16 protein-coding genes are annotated in these 20067 nt (G+C 71.9%); 15 read left to right on the top strand and 1 reads right to left on the bottom strand.

Annotation, left to right across the window (positions count from 1 at the left end; translation table 11 throughout):
* The first annotated feature begins 101 nt into the window (after nt 1-101).
* From FYW99_RS03180 to FYW99_RS03160, 5 genes are all read left to right on the top strand, one after another.
* Complete coding sequence (locus FYW99_RS03180) at nt 102-398, top strand: antibiotic biosynthesis monooxygenase family protein (RefSeq protein WP_190394534.1); 297 nt, start codon at nt 102-104, stop codon at nt 396-398.
* 243 nt (nt 399-641) lie between these two features.
* The gene (locus tag FYW99_RS03175) at nt 642-2030 is read left to right on the top strand and encodes a glycine--tRNA ligase (RefSeq protein ID WP_190394533.1); all 1389 of its coding nucleotides are present in this window, start codon (nt 642-644) and stop codon (nt 2028-2030) included.
* Between the two features lie 120 nt (nt 2031-2150).
* A complete protein-coding gene (locus tag FYW99_RS03170) occupies nt 2151-2711 on the top strand; it encodes a pyridoxamine 5'-phosphate oxidase family protein (RefSeq protein ID WP_150250041.1) in 561 nt (186 codons plus the stop codon).
* A gap of 273 nt (nt 2712-2984) precedes the next feature.
* A complete protein-coding gene (locus FYW99_RS03165; RefSeq protein WP_150250038.1) occupies nt 2985-3359 on the top strand; it encodes a PadR family transcriptional regulator in 375 nt (124 codons plus the stop codon).
* Nucleotides 3359-4741, top strand: a complete 1383-nt coding sequence (locus FYW99_RS03160) for a permease prefix domain 1-containing protein (protein WP_150250035.1) — start codon at nt 3359-3361, stop codon at nt 4739-4741. Before FYW99_RS03165 ends, FYW99_RS03160 begins: the two co-directional genes overlap by 1 nt.
* A 247-nt stretch (nt 4742-4988) precedes the next feature.
* Here the strand turns inward: FYW99_RS03160 and trhA are convergent, their stop codons facing one another.
* On the bottom strand, nt 4989-5801 hold the full coding sequence (trhA, locus tag FYW99_RS03155; RefSeq protein ID WP_150250033.1) for a PAQR family membrane homeostasis protein TrhA: 813 nt from the start codon (nt 5799-5801) through the stop codon (nt 4989-4991).
* Nucleotides 5802-6221: 420 nt separating this feature from the next.
* On the opposite strand from trhA, the gene ppdK reads away from it, so the two are divergent.
* The 10 genes from ppdK to FYW99_RS03105 all read left to right on the top strand — a co-directional run bounded on the left by ppdK (nt 6222) and on the right by FYW99_RS03105 (nt 20045).
* Nucleotides 6222-8918, top strand: a complete 2697-nt coding sequence (ppdK, locus tag FYW99_RS03150) for a pyruvate, phosphate dikinase (protein WP_150250692.1) — start codon at nt 6222-6224, stop codon at nt 8916-8918.
* Nucleotides 8919-9292: 374 nt separating this feature from the next.
* Complete coding sequence (locus FYW99_RS03145; RefSeq protein WP_150250030.1) at nt 9293-10393, top strand: YdcF family protein; 1101 nt, start codon at nt 9293-9295, stop codon at nt 10391-10393.
* Nucleotides 10394-10444: 51 nt separating this feature from the next.
* Nucleotides 10445-11695, top strand: a complete 1251-nt coding sequence (locus FYW99_RS03140; protein WP_150250027.1) for a deoxyguanosinetriphosphate triphosphohydrolase — start codon at nt 10445-10447, stop codon at nt 11693-11695.
* A gap of 171 nt (nt 11696-11866) precedes the next feature.
* Nucleotides 11867-12877, top strand: a complete 1011-nt coding sequence (locus FYW99_RS03135) for a LacI family DNA-binding transcriptional regulator (RefSeq protein WP_150250690.1) — start codon at nt 11867-11869, stop codon at nt 12875-12877.
* A gap of 89 nt (nt 12878-12966) precedes the next feature.
* Complete coding sequence (gene araB, locus FYW99_RS03130) at nt 12967-14640, top strand: ribulokinase (RefSeq protein ID WP_150250688.1); 1674 nt, start codon at nt 12967-12969, stop codon at nt 14638-14640.
* Entirely contained in the window at nt 14637-15329 is a 693-nt protein-coding gene (locus tag FYW99_RS03125) for an L-ribulose-5-phosphate 4-epimerase (protein ID WP_150250024.1), read from the top strand. The genes araB and FYW99_RS03125 overlap by 4 nt, the downstream gene beginning before the upstream one ends.
* 9 nt (nt 15330-15338) lie before the next feature.
* Complete coding sequence (locus tag FYW99_RS03120) at nt 15339-16775, top strand: L-fucose/L-arabinose isomerase family protein (protein WP_150250021.1); 1437 nt, start codon at nt 15339-15341, stop codon at nt 16773-16775.
* 91 nt (nt 16776-16866) lie between these two features.
* Entirely contained in the window at nt 16867-18195 is a 1329-nt protein-coding gene (locus tag FYW99_RS03115) for an extracellular solute-binding protein (protein WP_150250018.1), read from the top strand.
* An 11-nt stretch (nt 18196-18206) separates the two neighbouring features.
* A complete protein-coding gene (locus FYW99_RS03110) occupies nt 18207-19145 on the top strand; it encodes a carbohydrate ABC transporter permease (protein WP_150250015.1) in 939 nt (312 codons plus the stop codon).
* A 6-nt stretch (nt 19146-19151) separates the two neighbouring features.
* Complete coding sequence (locus FYW99_RS03105; protein ID WP_150250012.1) at nt 19152-20045, top strand: carbohydrate ABC transporter permease; 894 nt, start codon at nt 19152-19154, stop codon at nt 20043-20045.
* The last annotated feature ends 22 nt before the right edge of the window (nt 20046-20067 follow it).

The raw sequence follows: 20067 nt of genomic DNA, 5'->3' as shown, positions 1-20067 counted from the left end.
ACGGCGCCGGACCCGTGCGTCCTGGGCAGGTGTCGCCCGGAGCGGGATCGGCGCCTGTGGACAACCGTCCGGCGGCCTCCCGGGTGGGCCACAATGGGACCGTGATCGTCATCACCCGCTACTCCGTGCCCGAGGCCGACACCGCGGCCTTCCAGACCGACGCCGCCGCCGCGATCGAGGTGCTCTCCCGCCGCCCCGGCTTCCGAAGCCACCGGGTGGGCCGCGCCGCGGACGATCCCTGCCTGTGGACCGTGGTCACCGAGTGGGACGGCGCCGGTTTCTACCGCAGAGCCCTGTCCGACTTCGACGTCAAGGTCAACGCCGTGCCGCTGCTCTCGCGTGCCATCGACGAGCCCACCGCGTTCGAACTCGTGACCGGGGGTGAGGCCCCGCTCTGATGTCCTCGGGACGGTTTCCGCACGCCCGGTGACGGTTTCCGCACCTCCGGGGATGGTTTCCGCGTCCCCGAAGGAGGTTGCCGCACCCCCGGAACGTGCGTGCGCGTACCCCCTGGTGCTCTAGCCTGGATGGACGCGGTCGTCGCCGTTGCCCCTCCCCGGTTCCGGCAGCGCCGCGTTTCCACACCAACCGATGTATCGCGCACGCGATCCACCGACACCCAGCCGGATGGAGAGTTCCTCATGGCCGCCAAGTCAGAGGCAATGGACGCACTGGTCAACCTCGCCAAGCGCCGAGGTCTGGTCTACCCCTCCAGCGAGATCTACGGGGGTCTGCGAGCCGCCTGGGACTACGGCCCCCTCGGCGTCGAGCTCAAGAACAACGTCAAGCGCCAGTGGTGGCGCTCCATGGTGCAGGAGCGCGACGACATCGTCGGCCTGGACTCCAGCGTCATCCTGGCCCGCGAGGTCTGGGAGGCCTCCGGCCACGTGACGGCCTTCGTCGACCCGCTCACCGAGTGCCAGTCCTGCCACAAGCGCTTCCGGGCGGACCACCTCATCGAGGCCTACGAGGAGAAGCACGGCCACGAGCCCGCCGAGGGCCTGGCCGCCATCGCCTGCCCCAACTGCGGCGCCAAGGACTCCTTCACCGAGCCGCGCATGTTCAACGGCCTGCTGCGCACCTACCTGGGCCCGGTCCAGGACGAGAAGGGCCTGGCCTACCTGCGCCCGGAGACCGCCCAGGGCATCTTCATCAACTACAAGAACGTCGAGCAGAGCGCCCGCCGCAAGGTGCCCTTCGGCATCGGCCAGATCGGCAAGTCGTTCCGCAACGAGATCACCCCGGGCAACTTCATCTTCCGGACCCGCGAGTTCGAGCAGATGGAGATGGAGTTCTTCGTCAAGCCCGGCAGCGACGAGGAGTGGCACCAGCACTGGATCGACATCCGCCACCAGTGGTACGTCGACCTGGGCATCGCCAAGGACAACCTGCGCCTGTACGAGCACCCGCAGGAGAAGCTGTCCCACTACTCCAAGCGCACCGTCGACATCGAGTACCGCTTCAACTTCCAGGGCGGTGAGTGGGGCGAGCTGGAGGGCATCGCCAACCGCACCGACTACGACCTCAGGACGCACTCCGAGGCCTCGGGCGTCGACCTGTCCTACTTCGACCAGGAGAGCAACGAGCGCTACATCCCCTACGTCATCGAGCCCGCGGCCGGTGTCGACCGGGCGGTGCTCACGTTCATGCTGGACGCCTACAACGTGGACGAGGCGCCCAACGCCAAGGGCAAGCTGGAGAAGCGCGCCGTCATGCGCCTCGACCCGCGCCTGTCGCCGATCAAGGCCGCGGTGCTGCCGCTGTCGCGCAACGCCGACCTCTCACCCAAGGCCCGCGACCTGGCCGCCAGGCTGCGCAAGCGCTGGAACGTGGAGTTCGACGACGCCGGAGCGATCGGCCGCCGCTACCGCCGCCAGGACGAGATCGGCACCCCGTTCTGCGTGACGGTGGACTTCGACACCCTGGAGGACGACGCGGTGACCGTGCGCGAGCGCGACACCATGTCCCAGGAGCGCGTGTCCCTGGACCGCGTGGAGACCTACCTGTTCGAGCGCCTGCCCGGCTGCTGAGCACCGGACCGATGAGGGCCGCCGTCCCCGTGGGGCGGCGGCCCCCGTGCTCTCCGGGGTGCGGGCCGTCCGGCGGGGGCGAGCCGGGGTGCGGAACCGGCGGGGTGGGAGGCTCGGCGCATGGGAAAAATCCATGACGCCATCAATGACCGGCTCGCGCGCTTCCTCCTCGCCCAACCGGTCTTCTTCGTCGGCACCGCACCGCTCGCCGGAGACGGCCACGTCAACGTCTCACCCAAGGGGATGAGCGGGACGTTCGCTGTGCTCGATGACCACCGGGTGGCCTACCTCGACTACACCGGTTCCGGTGTCGAGACCATCGCCCACCTTCGGGAGAACGGTCGGATCGTGCTGATGTTCTGTGCCTTCGACGGGCCGCCGAACATCGTCCGCCTCCACGGCACCGGTCGGGCCGTGCTCCCCGAGGAGCCGGAGTTCGACGGGCTGCGCGCACACTTCCCCAAGGAGCGCACCCTCGGCCAGCGCGCGGTCGTCGTGGTGGACGTCCGGCGTATCTCCGACTCCTGCGGGTTCTCCGTGCCGCTGATGGACCTGCGCGGCGACCGGGACCTGCTGGACCGCTACCACGAGCGCCGCGACCCCGCCTACTTCGACGACCACCGGCTCACCCGCAACTCCGCCAGCGTCGACGGCCTGCCGGGCCTTCCGCCGACCTCCTGAGGGGCAGGCGCGGGGCCGAGGGCACGGCGAGACGGCCGGACCCGGGGGGATTGGTCTCCGGCCGCCTCTTCGGCTCCCCGGCCGCACACGACCGCGGGATCCGGTTCTCAACCTAGCGGTAGGGGGTGCGCGGTACGCGGTCGTTTGGTGTGCCTTGTCCTACCGTGTGAGCGAATCGTGACACCGGTGGAGACCCGATTGGATACCTCGTTCTTCTATGCCTAGGTCTGCTAGGGTAAAAAACCCTGGCGGAACTAGGCAGAGGAAGTGCGCGTGCACATCGACAAGGATCTGGTCGCGGCGTCGGCCACACCGCTCGTCCTGGGCATCCTGGCCGAGGGCGAGTCCTACGGATACGCCATCGTCAAACGCGTCAAGGAGCTCTCCGACGGACGGATGCAGTGGACGGACGGGATGCTCTACCCCCTGCTGCACCGTCTGGAGCGCAACGGCTACGTCCGGGCGTCCTGGGGCGCGTCCGAGACGGGCCGGCGCCGCAAGCACTACGCGATCACGGAGACCGGGTTGGAGACGCTGGCCGAGCGGCAGAAGCAGTGGGGCGTGGTCGCCGACGCCCTCCAGCAGGTGTGGCAGGCCGCGTCGCGGCCCCCGATCCTCGGGGACGCCGCGGCAGGGGGGATCGCCTGATGAGCGAGACCACACGCGGTGACGTCCTGGAGGAGCAGATCGACCAGTGGCGCGGCTTCGTGCGCCGCCGCCGGGCCATCTCCCCGTCCGACATCGAGGAGATGGAGGACCACCTGCGCGAACAGATCGCCGACCTGGGGGCGAACGGCCTCGACGACGAGGAGGCCTTCCTCGTCGCGGTCAGGCGCATGGGCAACCTGGACGAGGTGTCGCGGGAGTTCGCGCGCGAGCACTCCCACCGGCTCTGGAAGCAGCTGGTCCTCGTCCCCGAGGCCGACGAGGGGGCGGGCGGCCTCACGCGCTGGCGCGAGCTCGGCGTGGTGCTCGCGTTCGCGGTCGGCGCGGGACTGGCGGTCAAGCTCCTGTTCACGGCGGTCGACGACGAGTTCGCGCAGTTCCGCAACATCGCCTTCGTGGTGCTCCCGTTCCTGGCGGGATGGTTCGCCTGGAAGCGGCGGGTCACGTGGCGTGTGTGCGCGGCGCTGGCCGCCGTCGCGGCGGTACCGGCCCTGGCCGTGAACCTCTACCCGTTCGAGACGGCCTCCGGGCCGTTGCCGAGTCCCGGCATGACCGCCGTGCTCGCGTTCACGCACGCCCCGGTCCTGTTGTGGCTGCTCGTGGGCGTCCTGCACACGGGCGGGCAGTGGCGGTCCCACGACCGGCGTATGGACTTCGTGCGGTTCATGGGCGAGCTGGTGATGTACCTGGCGCTGATCATGCTGGGGTCCGCGGTCCTCGTCGGCCTCACCTTCGGGGTGCTCGCCCTGGTCGACGTCGACCTGGAGCCGTTCATGGAGGACTGGCTGCTGCCCTTCGGCGTGCCCGGCGCGCTCCTGGTGGCCGCGTGGCTGGTGGAGGCCAAGAAGAGCGTGGTGGAGAACATCGCGCCCGTCCTGACCCGGGTCTTCACTCCGCTGGCGCTCCTGATGCTGCTCGCGGACCTGGTGGCGCTCCTGGTGAACGGTCCGCTGACCACGGTGGACCGCGAACTGCTCATCATCATGGACGCCGTCCTGGTGCTCGTCCTGTTCCTGCTGCTGTACTCGGTCTCCGCCCGTGCCCCGCTGTCCCCGCCGGGCGTGTTCGACTGGATCCAGCTCGCGCTGGTCGGGGCGGCGCTCGCGGTGGACGCCGTCGCGCTGACGGCGATGCTGACCCGTATCGCCGAGTTCGGGTTCACCGCCAACAAGACCGCCGCGCTCGGTCTCAACCTCGTGCTGCTGGTGCACCTGGCGTGGTCGGCGCGGCTGATGGCGGGTTTCGTGCGGGGTACCCGCCCGTTCGCCGCGATCGAACGGTGGCAGACGGCCTACCTGCCGGTCTACGCGGTCTGGGCGGCGCTGGTCGTGGTGGTGTTCCCGCCGGTGTTCGGCTTCGCCTGATCCAGGTGAGGGCCACGTCTTCGCGTTGACCCGGGTCCCTCCCCGAGCCGGGAGGGACCCGGAGGCGGGGCGGGCGCCCGTCGCGCGCGTGCCCGTGTGGTCGGTGGACCGGGCGCGGGCGTCGCACGGAGGGGTGCCGTTCAGGCGGTCGTGTGGACCGCGAACGGCACCCCTCCGTCGCGGTGCTCCGTCTTTCAGCCTGTGGTGTGGACCGCGAACGGCACCCCCCGTCGCGGTGCTCCGTCTTTCAGCCTGTGGTGTAGACCACGAACGACACCGCGACATAGTGGCAGACGAACGCCGCGATGGTCAGCGAGTGGAAGATCTCGTGGAAGCCGAACCAGCGCGGAGCCGGGTCGGGCCACTTGAGCCCGTAGACCACCGCGCCGACGCTGTAGAGCACCCCGCCCACCAGGATGAGGATCCACGTCGCCGGGTGGGTGCCGCCGATCAGCTGGGGGATGAACAGCACCGCCACCCAGCCGATGGCCAGGTACAGCGCGGTGGACAGCCAGCGCGGCGCGTTGAGCCACAGCATCTTGAAGCCGACCCCGGCGATCGCCCCGCCCCAGATCAGCACCAGCATGGCGGTGCGCAGCGTACCCTCGAGCACCAGCAGCACGAACGGCGTGTAGGTGCCCGCGATGATGAGGTAGATGTTGGAGTGGTCCATGCGGCGCAGCACCTTCTGCGCGCGCGGCGACCAGCGCCCCACGTGGTAGACCGCCGAGGTGCCGAAGAGCATCACCGCGCTGAGCGCGTACACGGCGCTGGCGATCATGGCGGGCACGGTGGGGGACAGGGACACCAGGACGATGCCCGCGGCCAGGGCGAGCGGCGCCGTCCCCAGGTGCAGCCAGCCGCGCAGCCGCGGTTTGACCGCCTCCAGCAGGTCCTCGGCCGCCGACGCGGCCCTCTCGGACACGGACGCGTCCGCGGGGACGCCGGACCCCGGGTTCCGGCCGGTCCCGACGTCGCCTGGGCGTCCGCGGTCGTCCCGGTCGGCCTCCGTGCGTCCGGTACCCCGCGCCTGTTCCTCCGACACGCTGCACTCCTCCATCCCGCGGTCCGCGCCGCTGCGGGCCCATCCGAAGCCTAACCTACGGCTCCGTAGGTTACTCATCGGTAGTTCTGTGTTTCGCGGCACAGGCATTCTCCCGTGGCCGGTGTGGCGCCGGATTGGTCGTGTGCGTTCCCGTGGCGGCGTTCGCCGGGGGCCGGCGGCCTCCGAGCGTATCTGCACCTCGGTGACCAGCGGTGTCGTGCTCGCGGGTGCCTCCGCTCGCTGGATCTGGGCGTCCATGCACTCTTCTTTTGCTGGACCACTGGTATAGACCTTTTCAATGGCTGTGAACTGGGGATATATCGAAAAAAGGGAGTTCATGGGAGAGTGATGATGCGGAGTGTGGATAGAGTCGCGCCCATCCGGGCACAGGCGCCGACCCAGCGCTGCGCCGCCGAGAAGCGAGGGAGCACCCCCGTGGCCAAGTACGTCTACACGTTCACCGAGGGCAACAAGGACCTGAAGGATCTCCTCGGCGGCAAGGGGGCCAACCTCGCCGAGATGACCAACCTCGGCCTGCCCGTTCCCCCCGGGTTCACCATCACCACCGAGGCGTGCCGCCACTACCTCTCCCACGGCAGCACGCCCGCCGGACTCGACGCCGAGATCGAGGCCAACCTCCAGGAGCTGGAGAAGGCCATGGGGCGCCGCCTCGGCCAGGCCGACGACCCGCTCCTGGTGAGCGTGCGCTCGGGCGCCAGGTTCTCCATGCCCGGCATGATGGAGACCGTCCTCAACATCGGGCTCAACGACGAGTCCGTCGTGGGTCTCGCCGCCCAGGGCGGTGACGAGCGCTTCGCATGGGACTCCTACCGGCGCCTGATCCAGATGTTCGGCAAGACCGTGCAGGGCATCGACGGCGAACTCTTCGAGGACGCCATCGAGGAGGTCAAGGCAGCCAGGGGCGTCACCAGCGACCTGGACCTGGACGCCGCCGACCTGCGCCGACTCGTCGACCGCTTCAAGGAGGTCGTGCGCGAGCGGACCGGCGGCCCCTTCCCGAGCGACCCCCGCGAGCAGATGGTGCTCGCGGTCCGGGCGGTCTTCGACTCCTGGAACGCTCCCCGCGCCGTCCTCTACCGCCGCCAGGAGCGCATTCCGGCCGACCTCGGCACGGCCGTCAACGTCTGCTCCATGGTCTTCGGCAACCTCGGTATGGACTCGGGCACCGGCGTCGCCTTCACCCGCGACCCCGCCACCGGCCAGCCCGGCGTCTACGGCGACTACCTCCAGAACGCCCAGGGCGAGGACGTGGTGGCCGGGATCCGCAACACCGTCCCCCTCGCCGACCTGGAACGGATCGACGCCCGCAGCCACGGCGAGCTGATGGCCGCCATGGACACCCTGGAGAACCACTACCGCGACCTGTGCGACATCGAGTTCACCATCGAGCGCGGCAGGCTGTGGATGCTCCAGACCCGGGTGGGCAAGCGCACGGCCGCCGCCGCGTTCCGCATCGCCGACCAGCTCGTCGACCAGGGCGTGATCACCCTGGACGAGGCGGTCCAGCGCGTCACCGGCGACCAGCTCGCCCAGCTGATGTTCCCCCGCTTCGACGAGGAGGCCCTCTCCGGGACGGACGCCCACCGCCTCGGCCGCGGCATGAACGCCTCGCCCGGCGCCGCCGTCGGCAAGGCCGTCTTCGACTCCTACACCGCCGTCAAGTGGTCGCGCAGCGGCGAGAGGGTCATCCTGTGCCGCCGCGAGACCAACCCCGACGACCTGGAGGGCATGATCGCCGCCGAGGGCATCCTCACCAGTCGCGGCGGCAAGACCTCGCACGCCGCCGTGGTCGCCCGTGGCATGGGCAAGACCTGTGTGTGCGGCGCCGAGGAACTCGACATCGACACCAAGAACCGGCGCATGACCGCGCCCGGCGGCGAGGTGGTCGAGGAGGGCGATGTCCTCTCCATCGACGGCACCAGCGGCGATGTCCTCCTCGGCGAGGTGCCCGTGGTGGACTCGCCCGTCGTGCGCTACTTCGAGGGGGAGATCGACCCAGCCTCCGACGAGGCCGACGACCTCGTGCGCTCCGTGGACCGCCTCATGCACTACGTCGACGCCGCCCGCCGCATGCGCGTGCGCGCCAACGCCGACACCCCCGAGGACGCCGCCCGGGCCCGCCGCATGGGCGCGCAGGGGATCGGCCTGTGCCGGACCGAGCACATGTTCCTGGGCGACCGCCGCCAGCTCGTGGAGCGGCTCATCCTCGCCGACACCGAGGAGGAGCAGACACAGGCCCTCGACGCGCTGCTGCCGCTCCAGCGCGAGGACTTCGGCGGCATCCTGGCGGCCATGGACGGCCTGCCGGTGACCGTGCGCCTGCTGGACCCGCCGCTGCACGAGTTCCTGCCCGACATCACCGAGCTGTCGGTGCGCGTGGCCGTGGCCGAGGCGCGCGGGGAGAGCCACGAGAACGACCTGCGGGTGCTCCAGGCGGTGCACAAGCTGCACGAGCAGAACCCGATGCTGGGCCTGCGCGGCGTGCGCCTGGGCCTGGTCGTGCCGGGGCTGTTCACCATGCAGGTGCGCGCCATCGCCCAAGCCGCCGTCGACCGGATCGCCGCGGGCGGGCGTCCCCGCCCCGAGATCATGATCCCGCTGGTCGGCACCGTGCAGGAGCTGGAGATCATCCGCGAGGACGCGCTGCGCGTGCTGCGCGAGGTGGGCCGGGAGAACGGCGTCGGGCTCGACTTCCCCGTCGGCACGATGATCGAGCTGCCCCGCGCCGCGCTGACCGCCGGGCAGATCGCCGAGAACGCCGAGTTCTTCTCCTTCGGCACCAACGACCTCACCCAGACGGTCTGGGGCTTCTCGCGCGACGACGTGGAGGCCTCCTTCTTCTCCGCCTACCTGGAGAAGGGCGTGTTCGGGGTCTCGCCGTTCGAGTCCCTGGACGTGGACGGTGTCGGCCGCCTGATCCGCATCGCGGTGGAGGAGGGGCGAGCCGCCCGTCCGGGCATCAAGCTCGGGGTGTGCGGCGAGCACGGCGGCGACCCCGCCTCGGTGCACTTCTTCCACCGTGTGGGACTGGACTACGTCTCCTGCTCCCCGTTCCGGGTACCCGTCGCCCGCCTGGAGGCGGGCCGGGCCGCCGGACACGCCGCGCCCTGACCGGACCGGAGGCGAAACGGGTGCGGCGGTCCGCGGGGACCGCCGCACCCGCCGCGTCTCCCGCCGTGCCGCCTCCGCGCGTGAAGCCCCTGACCAGAGGGGGAAACGGCGCCACCCGAACGCCCCGGGACCGTTCCGGCCGGCCACACGCGCGGGAATGCGCTGTGATCTGCTCGTGATGTATTCTGGCCGCCAGCCGGGCCACCACTTCCCCGCCCGCCTCCCCGTGCCCGCGAAACAGGTACGGGGCGCGCTGACACCACCCTCCGCAACGGCCCTCCCACGGGCCGAATCGCTGAGAACCAGCGATGGGCGGAGGCCGTCCCAATGGGGGTGACACGCCCCCTGACCAGAGAATGTGCGGAGGTGAGCCGGTGCGAGCGGCGAACGACGGCCGCGGCGACGAGCCGTGGGACGACCCGACCACTGCTCCCTCGTCCGACGACGAGGCCACCCAGGTCTTCTCCCGTGGGGACTTCGCCTCCTCGGCCCCCGGGGCCGAGGGCGCCGAGAGCACCCGCGCGTTCTCCGTCGACGACGACGCCACCCGCGCGTTCTCCGCTGACGACGAGACCACGCGGGAGTTCCGGCGCGACGAGGTCCTGGCGCCCGACGCGCCCGCCCCGCAGGGCGTGCCCGCCGACCGGTCGGCGGGCGGTGACGCCGTCTTCACCCGCCGCTTCGTCCGCGAGCGCCCGCGGCCCCGCACCCGGGTCTCCCCGCCCGCGCCCCCGGCGCCCGGGCTCCCCGAGGAGGGCTTCCCGGAGGAGGAGTTCCCGCGCGCCCCGGAGCCCGCGCCCCGCCGCGGCCGCCGCCCCGAGCCGCCGTCCTTCTCCCGGCCGCGCCGACCGCGTCGGCGCCGCTTCCGCCTGCGCTGGCTGGTCAGCCTGCTGCTGGTCACCGCCCTGGCCGTCCCGGCCGGTACCTGGGCCTGGGTCTGGTACGTGGCCCGCCAGGACGAGCGCACCACCTCCGACGCCATCGTCGTGCTCGGCGCCAGCCAGTACAACGGCGTGCCCTCGCCCGTCTTCGAGGCCCGGCTGCGCCACGCCCAGGTCCTCTACCTGGAGGGCGTGGCCCCGGTCATCGTCACCGTCGGCGGCAAGCTGCCCGGCGACAACTTCACGGAGGCCGCCTCCGGGCGCAACTGGCTGATCGAGGTGGGCATCCCCGGCGCCCAGGTCATCGCGGTGGAGGAGGGGCGCGACACCCTCCAGAGCATCGAAGCCGTCGCCGAGGTCTTCGAGGCCAACTCCTGGGACACCGCCATCCTCGTCTCCGACCCCTGGCACAGCCTGCGCTCCGAACGCATGGCCGCGGCCCACGGCATCGAGGCGGGCACCTCGCCCTCCCGGTCGGGACCCGCGGTCATCGAGCGCCGCACCCAGCTGTGGTACATCACCAGGGAGACCGCGGCGCTCTGGTACTACTGGATCTTCGACGACAGCAGCGACATCCAGGTCGACGCCGCCTGACCAGCGCGGTCGGCGCCCGGGTCGTAGCTGGGAAGTAGGCTCGCACACACAATGACGAACAATCCCCGCGAAGGCGGAGCACTCGGCTACACCCACCAGGACACCGAGCGCATGGCCCTGGAGAACCGCAAGAACCGGGCCCGCGACCCCTTCGAGCGGGACCGGGCCCGGGTCCTGCACAGCGCCGCCCTGCGCCGCCTGGCCGCCAAGACCCAGGTCGTCCAGCCCGGTGTGAGCGACTTCCCGCGCACCCGCCTCACCCACTCCCTGGAGTGCGCCCAGATCGGCCGCGAACTCGGCCAGGCCCTGGGCTGCGACCCCGACCTGGTGGAGGCGGCCTGCCTGTCCCACGACCTGGGGCACCCGCCCTTCGGCCACAACGGCGAGCGCGCCCTGGACGAGGCCGCCGCCGACTGCGGCGGGTTCGAGGGCAACGCCCAGAGCCTGCGCCTGCTCGTGCGCCTGGAGGGCAAGGTCATCGACCCCGACGGGCGCAGTGCGGGACTCAACCTCACCCGCGCCACCCTCGACGCCACCGTCAAGTACCCCTGGCTCCGGGGCGAGGGCGGCGACACCCACAAGTTCAACTGCTACCCCGACGACACCGGGGTGTTCGACTGGCTGCGCCGGGACGCGCCCCCGGGCCGCACCTGCTTCGAGGCCCAGGTCATGGACTGGGCCGACGACGTCGCCTACTCCGTGCACGACGTCGAGGACGCCCTGCACGCCGGGCTGGTGGACCCCGCGGCCCTGCGCGGCGCGGCCGAGCGCGCCGAGGTCGTGCGGATCGCCGCCGCCGACTACTGCGACGCCGACCCCGCCGAACTCGACGAGGTCTTCACCGGCCTCATCGCCCATCCCGCGTGGCCGCGCGAGTTCACCGGCGACCTGGCCTCCCTCGCCGCCCTCAAGAACCTCACGAGCGGGCTCATCGGCCGCTTCTGCCGGGCCGCGGAGGAGGCCACCCGCGCCGCGCACGGCCCCGGACGCCTCACCCGTTACGGTGCCGACCTCCTCGTGCCCCGCCGACCCCTGCTGGAGTGCGCCCTGCTCAAGGCGGTCGCCGCCCACTTCGTGCTCTCGCGGGAGGAGGCCCGGGTCTACCAGGCCGAGGAGCGCCGCCTGATCACCGAGCTGGTCGGCCTCCTGTGGAAGAACGCCCCCGAGGGCCTGGACCCGCAGTTCCGCGCCGCCTTCGCCGAGGCCGCCGACGACTCCGCCGCCCTGCGCGTGGTCATCGACCAGGTCGCCTCGCTCACCGACACCTCCGCGACCTCGCTGCACGCCCGCCTCACGGGCTGAGCGAGGGGGCCGCGCACGCGCACCCGGGCCGTTCCTGTTCCCGCAGACGGGCGGCAGGGGGTTGACTTCGTTGATGTGAGCGCTAACAATGTTGCGCACATCACAGAAGTCCCCCCTCTCGTGCCCGGAGGTGTCGTCCCGGTGAAACCCCCAGGTGGCCGTACCCCCGTCATGGCGGACGTGGCCCGGCTCGCCGGAGTCTCCCACCAGACGGTGTCGCGCGTGGTCAACGGCCACCCCAACGTCCGCGAGGAGACGGTGCTCCGGGTGCGCGGCGCCATCGAGGAGCTGGGCTACCACCGCAACTCCACCGCGCGCGCCCTGGTCACCCGCCGCACCAACGTGCTCGGCGTCATCGCCTTCGACTCCACGCTCTTCGGCCCGGCGCAGACCCTGGCGGGGATCGAGCGGGCCGCGCGCGAGGCGGGCTACTTCCTGAGCATGGTCAGCCTCGACGACGTGTCTCCGGAGGGGGTGGTCGCGGCCGCGGACTACCTGGTCCAGCAGTCGGTCGAGGGCTGCGTGGCGATCGCCCCCCAGCGCGCCCTGGTGGAGGCGCTGGCCGCGCTGCCCGGCCCCGGGCCCCTGGTCGCGGTCGAGGGCGGCGAGGGCTCGGGCCTTCCCGTCGTCTGCGTCGACCAGGTCCAGGGCGCCCACGACGCCGTCCGCCACCTGCTCGACCTGGGCCACGCGACCGTCCACCACGTGGAGGGCGACCCCCTGTGGCTGGAGTCCGCGGCCCGGGTGGTCGGGTGGCGCCGGGCTCTGGAGGAGGCCGGGGCGCCGGTCCCCGAACCGCTCCAGGGGGACTGGAGCCCCCGGTCGGGCTACGAGCTGGGCCTGGCGCTGGTGCGCAGGCGCGCCGCGGGGGAGCGCGTCACGGCGATCTTCGTGGGCAACGACCAGATGGCCATCGGCGTGCTGCGCGCGCTGCACGAGGCGGGCCTGCGTGTCCCCGGGGACGTCAGCGTGGTCGGCTTCGACGACATCCCCGAGGCCGAGTACCTGACCCCGTCCCTGACCACCGTCTACCAGGACTTCGCCCAGGTGGGCCGGGAGAGCCTGGCGCTGCTGCTCGCCGAGATCGCCCGGGAGGACCCCGCCGACCCGTCCCGGGCCGAGCGCAGGGTCGTCCCGGCGCGGTTGCGGGTGCGCGGCAGCAGCGGGCCCCCGCCGCCGTGACCCCCTGAGACCTCCCTGTCCGCCCCCTCACGGAGGAGCTTCCCTTGGTCCAGAATGTTAGCGCTAACTATTCACGTTCGACCGACCCGGTGGTCGTCGGGATCGACTTCGGCACCCTCTCCGGCCGCGCCGTCGTGGTCCGGGTCTCCGACGGAGCCGAACTCGGCTCCGCGGCCTCCACCTACCGGCACGGCGTCATCACCGCGCACCTGCCCGGAACGGCCGACCCCCTCGAACCGGAGAGCGCGCTCCAGCACCCCGAGGACTACCGCGAGGTCCTGCGCACCGCCGTCCCCGAGGCGCTGCGCGCCGCCGGGGTCGCGCCGGAGCGGGTCGTCGGCGTCGGCACCGACTTCACCGCCTGCACGGTCCTGCCGGTGACCGCGGACGGCACGCCCCTGTGCGAGCTGCCCGACCTGGCCCGGCGCCCGCACGCCTGGCCCAAGCTCTGGCGCCACCACGCCGCACAGCCCGAGGCCGACGAGATCAACGCCCTGGCCGCCGAGCGCGGTGAGAAGTGGCTGGCCCGCTACGGGGGAAAGATCTCCTCCGAGTGGGAGTTCGCCAAGGCCCTCCAGGTCCTGCGCGACGACCCCGGCGTGTACGAGCGCACCGACCGCTGGATCGAGGCCGCCGACTGGATCGTGTGGCAGCTGTGCGGACACGAGACCCGCAACGTCGCCACCGCCGGCTACAAGGGCATCCACCAGGACGGCGCCTGGCCCTCGGCGGACTTCCTGGCCGCCCTCGACCCGCGCTTCGCCCGCTTCGCCGAGGACAAACTCGCCCACCCCCTGTCCCAGCTCGGAGAGCGCGCGGGCGGCCTCACCGCCCGGGCCGCGGCCTGGACCGGGCTGCCCGAGGGCGTCCCCGTCGCGGTCGGCAACATCGACGCGCACGTCACCGCCGCCACCGCCCAGACCACCGGCAACGGCCGGATGCTCGCCATCATGGGCACCAGCACCTGCCACGTCATGAACTCCGACGTCCTCGCCGAGGTCCCGGGCATGTGCGGCCTGGCCCACGGCGGCATCACCCCCGGAGCGTGGGGCTACGAGGCGGGCCAGAGCGGCGTCGGCGACGTCTTCGCCTGGTTCGCCGACTCCTACGTGCCCCCCGCCTACCACGACGAGGCCCGCGAACGCGGACTGTCGGTCCACGACCTGCTCTCGGCCCGGGCCGCCGACGCCGCGGTGGGGGAGCACGGGCTCGTCGCCCTGGACTGGCACAGCGGCAACCGCTCGGTCCTGGTCGACCACGACCTGTCCGGCGTACTCGTCGGCCTGACCCTGGCCACCAGACCGGAGGAGGTCTACCGGGCCCTGGTCGAGGCCACGGCCTTCGGCACCCGCACCATCGTCGGGGCCTTCGCCGACGCCGGGGTGCCCGTGCACGACCTGACCATCGGCGGCGGCATGGTCCGCAACCCCTTCGTCCTCCAGATCTACGCCGACGTCCTCAACCGGCCGCTGCGTGTCGTGGCCTCCGAACACAGCTGCGCGGTGGGGGCCGCCATCCACGCCGCGGTCGCCGCCGGGGCCCATCCCGACATCCACGCCGCCTCCGCCGCCATGGGCGGGGTGCGGGAGGAGACCGTCGACCCCGACCCGGCCCGGGCCGCCGCCTACGACGGGCTCTTCGCCCTCTACACCGAGCTCCACGACCACTTCGGCCGGGGCGGCAGCCGCAGCCTGCACCGCCTGCGGGCCCTGCGCAACACCGCCCTGGCCGCCGCCGCGAGCGGCGGGGAAGGAGACCAATGACCGCCACCACGCCCACGACCGTGCCCGAGGAGCACCGGGAGGAGGTGGAGCGCCTGCGCGCCCTGGTGTGCGCCCTGCACGCCGAACTGCCCCGGTGGAACCTCGTCACCTGGACCAGCGGCAACGTCTCCGCCCGCGTCCCCGGCGCCGACCTGATGGTGATCAAGCCCAGCGGCGTCTCCTACGACGACCTCTCCCCGGCCGACATGGTCGTCTGCGACCTGGACGGCCGCCTGGTCGAGGGCGAGCACAGGCCCTCCAGCGACACCTCCGCCCACGCCTACGTCTACCGCGCCCGCCCCGACGTCGGCGGCGTCGCGCACACCCACAGCCCCTACGCCACCGCCTGGGCCGCGCGCGGCGAGGCCATCCCCTGCGCCATCACCGCGATGGCCGACGAGTTCGGCGGCGACATCCCCGTCGGCCCGTTCGCCCTCATCGGCGGCGACGACATCGGCAGGGGGGTGGTCGCCACCCTGGAGGGCCACCGCTCGCCCGCCGTCCTCATGCGCGGCCACGGCGTGTTCACCGTCGGAGCGGGTGCCAAGGCGGCGGTCAAGGCCGCCGTGATGTGCGAGGACGTCGCCCGGACCGTCCACATCGCCCGCCAGGGCGGCCCCCTCCAACGCCTTCCCCAGGAGCACATCGACGCGCTCCACGACCGTTACCAGAACGTCTACGGCCAGTAAGGAAGCACCGTGACCGTACCCACGCCCCCCGCCACCGAGCATCCTCCCGTGCGCGCCCGCGCCCCCCGCGTCGGCCTGCTCGGCATCATGCAGCCGCTCTACGACGACATGATCCCCGGCATCACCGAGCACCAGGCGGCGTACGCGGCCCGGGTGGCCGAACGGCTCTCCGGCGTCGCCGAGTGGACCGTCGCCCCGCCGGTGCGCGGTCGCGCCGACGCCGAGGAGGCGATCCGCGGCTTCGAGGCAGCCGGACTCGACGGGGTCCTGGTCGTCATGCTCACCTACGGCCCCTCCCTGCGCGTCACCCGCGCGCTGGGCCGCACCCACCTGCCCCTGGCACTGGCCAACATCCAGCCCGACCCCGCGGTCAGCCCGTCCTGGGACATGGACGACATGACCTACAACCAGGGCATCCACGGGGCCCAGGACACCGCCAACGCCATGGTGCGGGCGGGACTGCCCTTCGAGGTCCTCACCGGCGAGTGGCAGAGCCCGGAGTTCGCCGCGCGCGTGGACCGCTGGGCGCGGGCGGCCCGCGCCGTCACCGCCCTGCGCGGACTGCGGGTCGGCGTGTTCGGCTACCCCATGAACGGCATGGGTGACGCCCGGGTGGACGAGACCGCGCTGCTGCGCAAGCTCGGCCCCGAGGTCCACGTCATCGCGCCCGGAACCCTGCACCGGACCATGGCCGACCTGCCCGAACAGGCCGTGCGCGACCTCATGGACTGGGAGGACGGGGCCCTGGAGGTGGACGGCCGCCTGTCCAAGGAGGAGCGCGAGGACCACGCCCGCATGCAGCTGGGCATCGAACGGCTGCTGGAGGAGTCCGGGTGCGGCGCCTACTCCACCCACTTCGACGCGATCGGGGAGGACGGCCGCTTCGCCCGGCTGCCGATGGCCGCCGCCTCCACCCTGATGGCCCAGGGGTACGGGTTCGCCGGCGAGGGCGACGTCCTGGCAGCCTCGATCGTCTACGCCGGGCACCAGCTCGCCGGGGACGGCCACTTCACCGAGATGTACGCGATGGACTTCCCCAGCGACTCCATCCTCATGAGCCACATGGGCGAGGGGAACTGGAGAGTGGCGCGCGAGGACGAGCCCGTCCGGCTGGTCAAGCGCCCGCTGGGCATCGGCGGTTTGGGCGACCCGCCCACCATCGTGTTCCGCTACCGGCCGGGCCCGGCCACCCTGGCCTCCCTGGTCGCCCTCGGTGGAGAGGAGTTCCGTCTGGTCGTGGCCGAGGGAGAGGTCATCGACGCGCCCGAGCTGCCGTCCCTGGAGATGCCCTACGGCCAGTTCCGCCCCGAGACGGGCGTGCGGGCCTGCATGGACGCCTGGCTCCGCGCGGGCGGCACCCACCACATGGTCATGAACACCGGAGCCCGCGCGGAGGACTGGCGGGTCCTGTGCGAGCTGTCCGGAATCGAGTACGTCCGGGTCTGACCCGGGCACCAGGCGCCCCGGCGCGTTCACACCCCCCAGACGGAGGGCCCCGGGCGGGCCCTCCCGACCCCCCAGGCGCAAGGAGAACACCGTGCGCGAGGCAACCCCCCACCACCCCCCACCGCACGCCGCCCCCCGGGGCCCCGGACGCAGGACCCTGCTCACCGGGGCCCTGGCCGCCGCCGGACTGGCCGCCGCGGGCTGCGCGCCCCCCGACGCACTGCTGTCCGGCGAGACCCGACTGCGGCAGTGGAACCTCTTCTCGGGCGGCGACGGCCTGCGGATGATCGAGATGCACGACGCCTACCGGGCCGAGCACCCGGAGGTCGACTTCCGGGCGACCACCTTCACCTGGGGCTCCCCCTTCTACACCAAGGTCGCGATGGGCGCGGCGGGAGGGCGCGGCGCCGACGTCGCCACCGTGCACGTCTCCCGCCTGGAGAGCCTGGCCCCCGGGAGGCTGCTGGACCCGATCGACCCGGCGCTGCTGGCCGAGGCCGGGATCGACGACACCGTGATCCTGCCCAACATCTGGGAGAAGTGCTTCTTCGACGGGCAGCTGTACGCGGTCCCCATCGACACGCACGTCCTGGTCCAGTACCACAACCTCGACGTGTGCCGCGAGGCCGGACTGCTCGACGCCGACGACCGGCTGGTCGAGGTCAGCGGGCTGGACGACTACATGGCCATGCTCCGCGAGATCAAGGCGGTCACCGGGGCCTACGGCCTGTCGGTCGACACCTGGCAGCCCTGGCCCAACTTCTGGGCGCTCTACCGCCAGCAGGACGGGGAGCTCGTCCTGGGCGAGGACGACTTCACCATGGACGACGACAAGGCCCTGGTGGCGATGGAGTTCATGTACCGGCTCTCCGAGGAGGAGCTGGCGCCCCGTCACTCGATGCTGGCCGACACCGCGGCCAACCTCTCCAACGGCCGGGCCGGGCTGATGATCCACGGCAACTGGGAGATCCCGACGCTGGAGGCCGCCGGAACGGCCTTCTCGGCGGGGCAGTTCCCCGACGTCTTCGGCAACCACCGCACCAGGGGCGACTCGCACTGCTACGTGTTCCCGCACCAGCGCGACCCCGACCCCGAGCGGATCCGGGCCGCGGTCGCATACGCCGCCTGGATGCTGCGCCACAGCCTCACCTGGGCCGGGGGCGGTCACATCCCCGCCTACCAGCCCGTGGTCGAGAGCGCCGAGTACGAGGCGCTCACACCACAGTCCGAGTACCGCGAGGCGGCCGAGAACGTGCAGTTCGAGCCCGAGGCGTGGTTCAGCGGCTCGGCCGGGCGCCTCCAGGAGGAGGCCAACGGCCCGCTCACCACCCTCCACCAGGGGACCCAGACACCCGAACAGGCGCTGGAACAGCTCAAGGGAGCCATCCGCGACCTGCTGACCGTGCCGTCACCGGTGTGAGGGAGCCCGCCATGACCGCCCAGACCCCCACGCCACCCAGGACCACGGCGCCCGGCCCCTCCGGCCGCGGCCTCGTGGACGTGCGCCGCAGGCCCGCCGTGTGGACCGGACTGTGGTTCACCCTGCCCTTCCTCGCCTTCTACCTGCTCTTCCTCCTGTGGCCCGCACTCGTCGGGCTCGTCTACTCCTTCACCGACCGCAGCCTGGCCGGGGGCCCGGTCTCCTTCGTGGGGCTGGACAACTGGAGGGAGAGCCTGACCGACCCCGACATGTGGGACGCGCTGTGGAACACCCTGTGGTTCACGGTGCTGAGCGTCCCCCTCATGGTCGCGCTCGCCCTCGCCCTCGCCCTGCTGACCGACCACGCCCGGCGCCTGGGGTGGTTCCTGAGGCTGTCGTTCTTCGCGCCGTTCGTGCTCCCGGTCGCGGTGATGACCCTCATCTGGAACTGGATGTACAACCCGAGCCTGGGCCTGTTCAACGGCTTTCTGGAACAGCTCGGGCTGGACGGCGTCGAGTGGCTCTTCAGCGAGGACACGGCGATGCTCTCGGTGGTCGTCGCCACCGCGTGGTGGCAGGTCGGCTTCAACTACCTGCTCTACCTCGCGGCCATGCAGTCGATCCCCAAGGACGTGTACGAGGCAGCCGCCATCGACGGCGCGGGCGCCTGGCAGCGCGTCGGCCGGATCACCCTGCCCCTGCTGGCCCGCACCACCGGGCTGATCTCCGTGCTCCAGCTCATCGGCTCCCTGCGCGTGTTCGAGCAGATCTACCTCATGACCTCGGGCGGACCGAACTTCGCCACCAGGACCGCGATCCAGTACATCTACGACTCCGGGTTCGTGGGCCTGCGCATCGGACTGGCCTCCTCCATGGCCTACGTCTTCATGGCCCTGGTCGTCATCGCCTCCATAGCCCAGTTCCGCCTCTTCGCACGGAAGGAGGCCTGACCGGCCATGGCAGTTCCCACCGCACCCGCCACGCCCCACGCGGCCACCGAGCCCGCGCGGCGCGTCCGCCGGCCCCGGCGCGCGCCCTCCCCCGGAACGATCGCCCTCCACACGGTCTCCGCCCTGGCCGGAGCCCTCTGGCTCGTCCCCCTGCTGTGGGCCTTCGCCACCTCGGTCAAACCCGAGGGCGAGACCACCGTCATGCCGCCCTCCTGGCTCACCGACAACCCCACCTTCGAGGCGTACGCCCTCGTGCTGGGGCGCGGGGACATCCTGCGCTGGACGGCCAACTCCCTCATCACCACGGTCATCGTCACCGCGCTCACCCTGGTGGTCTGCGTCCTGGCCGCCTACGGCTTCTCCCGCTTCGACTTCCGCGGCAGGCCGTGGCTGTTCACGCTCGTCATCGGGGGCATCCTCATCCCGCCGCAGACCCTGATCGTGCCGCAGTTCGTCCTGATGACCCAGCTCGGACTGGTGGACACCTACTGGGGGGTCGCGCTGCCGCAGGTGGTCGCGCCGGTGTTCGTGTTCATCCTCAAACGCTTCTTCGACGCCATCCCCCGCGAGTACGAGGACGCCGCCAGGATGGACGGCGCCGGAGCGCTGCGCGTCCTGTGGAACGTGATCCTGCCCCTGTCGAGGCCGGTCCTGGCGGCGGTCGGCATCTTCGCCTTCATCGGCGCCTGGAACAACTTCCTGTGGCCCTTCCTGGTCACCAACGACCCCGAGATGATGACGCTCACCGTCGGGCTGGGCACCGTGGCCGGACAGTACGGGGTCCAGTACGCCCAGGTCATGGCCTCGGCCGTGCTGGGAGCGGTCCCGCTGCTGGTCGTCTTCCTGCTCTTCCAGCGCCACATCGTGACCGGTGTGGCCGGAGCGGGCATCAAGGGCTGACCCCCACCCGCCCCCCACCACC

Origin of the sequence: Nocardiopsis deserti, assembly GCF_008638355.1 — a bacterium.
Classification (GTDB): domain Bacteria; phylum Actinomycetota; class Actinomycetes; order Streptosporangiales; family Streptosporangiaceae; genus Nocardiopsis; species Nocardiopsis alborubida.
This window is presented reverse-complemented; position numbering and strand designations above follow the sequence as displayed.